Below are 5,007 nucleotides of genomic sequence, written 5' to 3'. Positions count from 1 at the left end.
CTCATTGAAACAGGCATTCCGTGGTGCGATGGCGGGTTATCCACAGGATTGAGTTATCCACATTCCGATTTCATGTTCAACACAACTGTTGCAGCAATCGCCGCTGCAATCGTGGGTATTTTGTCGGGTATCGTTGGCGCAGCCGGCGCATTCATCACTGTCCCGATCATGCTGGTTGTTCTAAAAATTCCTACACGTGTGGCTATCGCTTCATCGTTGGCGATTACGTTCATTTCCTCGATTGGCACTACGGTCGGTAAAGTGATGGGGGGTCACCTGCTGTTGATTCCATCCCTGGTGATGGTAATAGCGAGTATCATCGCCTCACCGCTGGGTGCCAAGCTTGGCAAGAAAATGAATGTGAAGGTGCTGCAATGGATTCTCGCCGCGCTCATTACGGCAACGGTGATCAAGATTTGGGTGGATATATTAACTTAACAAGGTGTGAACGAAAATGGCTGGGAAACATTCGAAAGTTATCCTCCCCCATGAAGTGCGAAAGCGGCTTGAGCAGGGGGAGAAATTGAACTTACTGGATGTGCGCGAGCAAGACGAATGGGAGTCGGGACATATTCCCGGCGCCAAGCATATCCCGCTAGGTACTATTGGTGAAAGACGCAAGGAATTGGATCCGGACAAAGAAACGATTGTCATCTGCCGGAGCGGTAATCGCAGCGGTTTGGCGTGTGAATATCTCGAGTCCATGGGCTATAAGGTCGTCAATATGCAAGGCGGCATGTCCGAATGGACCGGGGATATCGAATACGGAAAATAAACATTCTATAACGGGAGGGTGATTGTAATGACTATAGCAATCCAAACGAACCGCGTCCTTGAATGCGAAGGGCTGGCATGTCCGATGCCGGTCGTAAAAACAAAAAAAGCCATCGATGAAATGCAGCCGGGGGAAGTCCTTGAAGTGCGGGCCACCGATAAGGGTTCCGTCGCAGATTTGCAGGGCTGGGCTAAACGCACCGGCCATCAATACATTGGTCTGAAGGAAGAGAACGGGGTTTTCCGCCATTTCTTGAGAAAAGCATCGGACAGCGAGACAAAAACGGAAATAAAATTCCCTCACATCATGAGTAACGAGGAACTAAATCAAAAACTAACTTCTGGTGATAGCATCAGCGTATTGGATGTACGAGAACCTGCGGAATATGCCTTCGGGCGCATTCCCGGCGCCGTTTCCGTACCTTTGGGACAACTGGAGGAAAAACTGAGTCAGCTGGATCCGGGCAAAGAGTACGCAGTCGTTTGCAGAACGGGGAACCGCAGCGATATGGCCTGCCAAATTCTTGCCGAGCGCGGATTTTCCAAAGTAAAGAATGTGGTGCCAGGCATGTCCCAGTGGCAGGGGGCCACAGAAAGCGACGAATAATAATCGAGTAAAGGAGAAAGAACAAAACATGGCAAACAAAAAAGTGGCGATTATCGCATCTTCCGGGGGTCTTGAAACTGCATACAAAGTATTGAACATTGCAACGGCAGCGGCGGCGCTGGACGCTGAGGTGGCTATCTTCTTTACCTTTGAAGGACTGTCGATCATTCATAAGGATTCCGAGCAAATGCTGCAACTCAGACCGGGTAACGAAGGACTGGCGGAAGGCTTCAAAAAAATTAATGTTCCGACAGTAACCCAACTTCTGGACGTGGCCAAAGAATCGGGTGTCCGCATGATCGCCTGCCAAATGACAGTAGATGTGATGGGACTTGACCAAGAGCACTTTATCGATGGAATTGAACTCGGCGGCGCCGCGGCATTTTTGGATTTTGCATTCGACGCGCAGGTGACGCTGAACTTTTAAGCGGGAAAGGAGAATAAGAATGGAAAAAGTACCCTTGATTACGGCAGAAGAGCTTCACCGTAAAATGAATTCGGGTGAAGACGTGGTGATTCTCGATGTAAGGAACGAGACAGATTATAACGATTGGAAAATTGAAGGAAAAAAAGTGAGATCCGTTAACATTCCGTACTTTAACTTTCTGGAAGAGGATGAGCAGGTGCACGCCGGACTGCCAAAGGATACGGAAATGGTCGTCGTTTGCGCAAAAGGCGGATCTTCCGACTTTGTAGCGGAAATGTTGATGGAGAAAGGGTATAAAACCTACTCGTTGGAAGGCGGAATGCTGGCCTGGAGCCAGTTCTACCATCCGACCATCGTATACATGGACGAAAAGTTCAAATTGATTCAAATCAACCGTTTGTCTAAAGGCTGCCTCTCCTATGCCGTCATTTCGGAAGGGAAAGGCATGATCATCGACCCGAATCAAAAGGTGGATGTTTACCTTGAACTTGCAAAACAGCATCGTTTCAAGATTGAACATGTCGTGGATTCCCATCTGCATGCCGATCATATTTCCGGAGGGCGACAGCTTGCCGAACAAACCGGCGCAACGTATTACATCTCTTCCGGGGAGGTAAAGGATACGAATTTGAAGTTTGAGCCGTTGGATCGGCATGATCGGATCAGAGTCGGAGAAATTGATGTGGAGGTCTTGGCGATTCCCACGCCTGGGCATACCCCCGGATCGACATCCTTCTTGATCAACAACCGGTTCTTGATGTCCGGAGATACCATCTTTGTCGGCGGTTTGGGAAGACCCGATCTTGGAGGCAAGGCAAAAGAATGGGCGATGGATCTGTACGATACCGTGTTCAACAAGCTGAGCGATCTCCCGGACGATTGTCTCGTTCTGCCCGCTCACTATGCCGACATTCAGGAGATCAACGATAACGGTATTGTTGGGGCCACATTCGGTGAAATTCGCGAGAATAACGAAATTATGCAAAACGCCGACCAAGAAGCCTTTACGGAACAAGTGGCTAGCGCGGTCTCCATGGAGAAACCGCCAAATTTTGAAGAAATTGTGGCCATCAACCGGGGCGAACTCCAAGTCGATGCAGAAAAAGCGGTCGAACTCGAGATTGGACCGAACCGCTGCGCGGTACATCATCACGGTTAAAATGTAAGGAAGGAGGTTCAACTTATGGCGGATATTGTTGTTGACGCAAAAGGTCTTGCTTGCCCGATGCCGATCGTCAAAGCAAAGAAAGCAATCGATTCGCTCGAATCCGGTCAAATCATGGAATTGCACACAACCGACAAAGGTTCCATGAACGACTTCCAAGCATGGGTTAAACAAACGAACCATGAATTGATCGAAGCTAAAGAAGACAACGGTGTATTTAAGTTTATCGTAAAGAAAGGATAAGTTTTTGAAGGGGATGTGGTTCCAGGCACTGCATCTCCTTCCTAAAAGAAAGGAAGAAAACATGATTTGGTTTATTGCAGCAATAACCTTCATTGCTTACCAAATTCGAAATCACGGGCCTGTTCAAGGTCTTTATTATATATCTTTCCCCAAATTGCAAAGAATGAAAAAACAATGGGGCAAAGCCGGTGAATCTTCGCGAAGTGCTGAGCCGCGCAAATTTTAAGAAAGCGTGCAGGATAGAACGAATTGTATGCTTTTCTATATCCGGAAGAAGCTCCTATGATCAACGTAAAAAGAAAGTATGCACCAAGTATGACTAATTTTTTTCGCTTTTTAATACCCATACCTGTATGATTTACAAAGAAAGGATGATAGATATGAGCCAAAAAGAAAAAACCACCATCGTTCTTTTTAGCGGAGATTTGGACAAAGCGATCGCCGCCTTCATCATTGCCAACGGAGCGGCCGCTTATGATCACGAAGTTACGATGTTTTTCACCTTTTGGGGATTGAATACCCTTCGAAAAGATCCACCTGTTTCCGTAAAGAAAGGGTTTCTTGAGAACATGTTCGGTAAAATGATGCCGCGCGGAGCGAAAAAACTGGGACTCTCCAAAATGAATTTTGCCGGAATCGGTCCCAAAATGATCAAGCATGTCATGAAGAAACATAATGCGCTCAGCCTGCCTCAGTTGATTGAGCTCGCGCAGGAGCAGGGAGTTAAACTGGTTGCATGCACAATGACCATGGATTTGCTTGGATTGCGGAAAGAAGAATTGATCGACGGGATCGATTATGCCGGTGTTGCAGCCTATTTGGGGGATGCTGCAGACGCGAAAGTGAACTTGTTTATTTAAGACCAGTTCCCCCGGATTTAGGTTATAATATACCTATACACGTATAAGCAAATGGGGGATAACGATGAATATGAATTACGATGATGATGTAAAAAGAAGACTGCGCCGCGTGGAAGGGCAAGTACGCGGCGTACTGAAAATGATGGAGGAAAAGAAAAACTGCAAGGATGTGGTGAGCCAGCTCTCAGCTGTCAGAAGCGCAGTCGACAAAGCCATTGCCTATATCGTTGCGGTCAATCTGGAGCAGTGCATTCTTGAAGAAAAGGAAGCCGGCAAAGATACGAGCAAACTCGTTCAGGAGGCCGTGGAACTATTGATCAAAAGCAGGTAGGTGATTCCGTCATGAATTATTATTTTTACGCCATATTATTTATTCTTTTAGCATGGTTTCTGTTTAAGCAATTCGCTCCGGTGAAAGGATTGAGGAATCTGAACATCGAGCAGTTCAAGAAGGAATACAAAGGGCAAAGGCTGATCGATGTTAGAGAGGTTCATGAGTTTAAGCAGGGTCACCTTCCAGGAGCGGTAAACATTCCGTTAAGTCAGATTCACAGGAGACTAGGCGAGATTCCGAAAGAAAGTCCTGTCTATTTGTACTGCCGCAGCGGGATGCGCAGCAAGCAAGCCGGTAGGATCCTGAGCCGGAGCGGATACCGTAACGTGGCTCACTTGAACGGCGGGATCACGGCGTGGGACGGACCTTTAACAAAATAGACGAGTTTTTTCCGGAAAAGATACCATACTATCGTTAGGGTTAATACACTGACTGGGGGAACGGCCATGTTTCATTATACGGCAGAAACAACAGCGAACGTTCAGAATGCCATTGCCGCCTTGGAAACATCTTTAAAGAAACTGGACAGTCAAAAGTTCTACAGCATTAAGAAGCGAGCGAATCGGCGTCAATATCAGTCGTTTCCTGCTTGGATTG

At 47.2% G+C, this 5,007-nt stretch carries 10 protein-coding genes; 9 read left to right on the top strand and 1 reads right to left on the bottom strand.

The window, feature by feature from the left end; translation table 11 throughout:
* The 6 genes from FS806_RS24925 to FS806_RS24900 form a co-directional block, all read left to right on the top strand.
* On the top strand, positions 1 to 438 hold a 438-nt coding region (locus FS806_RS24925), incomplete at its 5' end, for a sulfite exporter TauE/SafE family protein (RefSeq protein ID WP_260982255.1).
* A 16-nt stretch (positions 439 to 454) separates the two neighbouring features.
* Complete coding sequence (locus FS806_RS24920) at positions 455 to 775, top strand: rhodanese-like domain-containing protein (protein WP_062494107.1); 321 nt, start codon at positions 455 to 457, stop codon at positions 773 to 775.
* A gap of 27 nt (positions 776 to 802) precedes the next feature.
* Complete coding sequence (locus FS806_RS24915; RefSeq protein ID WP_062494104.1) at positions 803 to 1,381, top strand: sulfurtransferase TusA family protein; 579 nt, start codon at positions 803 to 805, stop codon at positions 1,379 to 1,381.
* A 28-nt stretch (positions 1,382 to 1,409) separates the two neighbouring features.
* The gene (locus FS806_RS24910) at positions 1,410 to 1,808 is read left to right on the top strand and encodes a DsrE/DsrF/DrsH-like family protein (protein WP_062494102.1); all 399 of its coding nucleotides are present in this window, start codon (positions 1,410 to 1,412) and stop codon (positions 1,806 to 1,808) included.
* 19 nt (positions 1,809 to 1,827) lie between these two features.
* Positions 1,828 to 2,967, top strand: coding sequence for an MBL fold metallo-hydrolase (locus tag FS806_RS24905; RefSeq protein WP_144942025.1), 1,140 nt, complete (start codon positions 1,828 to 1,830; stop codon positions 2,965 to 2,967).
* Between the two features lie 24 nt (positions 2,968 to 2,991).
* Positions 2,992 to 3,216 carry a sulfurtransferase TusA family protein gene (locus tag FS806_RS24900; RefSeq protein WP_062494096.1) on the top strand — a complete coding sequence of 75 codons (225 nt, stop codon included), beginning with the start codon at positions 2,992 to 2,994 and terminating at the stop codon, positions 3,214 to 3,216.
* An 89-nt stretch (positions 3,217 to 3,305) separates the two neighbouring features.
* Here FS806_RS24900 and FS806_RS24895 read toward each other — a convergent pair whose 3' ends face one another.
* Positions 3,306 to 3,605 (bottom strand): hypothetical protein, encoded by a 300-nt coding sequence (locus FS806_RS24895; RefSeq protein ID WP_144942023.1) that lies wholly within the window; start codon positions 3,603 to 3,605, stop codon positions 3,306 to 3,308.
* Here FS806_RS24895 and FS806_RS24890 point away from each other — a divergent pair.
* The 3 genes from FS806_RS24890 to FS806_RS24880 all read left to right on the top strand — a co-directional run bounded on the left by FS806_RS24890 (position 3,597) and on the right by FS806_RS24880 (position 4,790).
* Positions 3,597 to 4,076, top strand: a complete 480-nt coding sequence (locus tag FS806_RS24890; protein WP_127607633.1) for a DsrE/DsrF/DrsH-like family protein — start codon at positions 3,597 to 3,599, stop codon at positions 4,074 to 4,076. The two genes, FS806_RS24895 and FS806_RS24890, sit on opposite strands and share 9 nt — an antisense overlap.
* A gap of 64 nt (positions 4,077 to 4,140) precedes the next feature.
* A complete protein-coding gene (locus tag FS806_RS24885) occupies positions 4,141 to 4,407 on the top strand; it encodes a metal-sensitive transcriptional regulator (protein ID WP_062494090.1) in 267 nt (88 codons plus the stop codon).
* An 11-nt stretch (positions 4,408 to 4,418) separates the two neighbouring features.
* Positions 4,419 to 4,790, top strand: a complete 372-nt coding sequence (locus tag FS806_RS24880) for a rhodanese-like domain-containing protein (RefSeq protein WP_085170062.1) — start codon at positions 4,419 to 4,421, stop codon at positions 4,788 to 4,790.
* The last annotated feature ends 217 nt before the right edge of the window (positions 4,791 to 5,007 follow it).

Origin of the sequence: Paenibacillus sp. 32O-W (genome assembly GCF_007679495.1) — a bacterium.
GTDB lineage: Bacteria > Bacillota > Bacilli > Paenibacillales > NBRC-103111 > Paenibacillus_L > Paenibacillus_L residui.
Note: the sequence above shows the minus strand (reverse complement) of the source record. Positions and strands in the feature narration are given on the sequence as shown.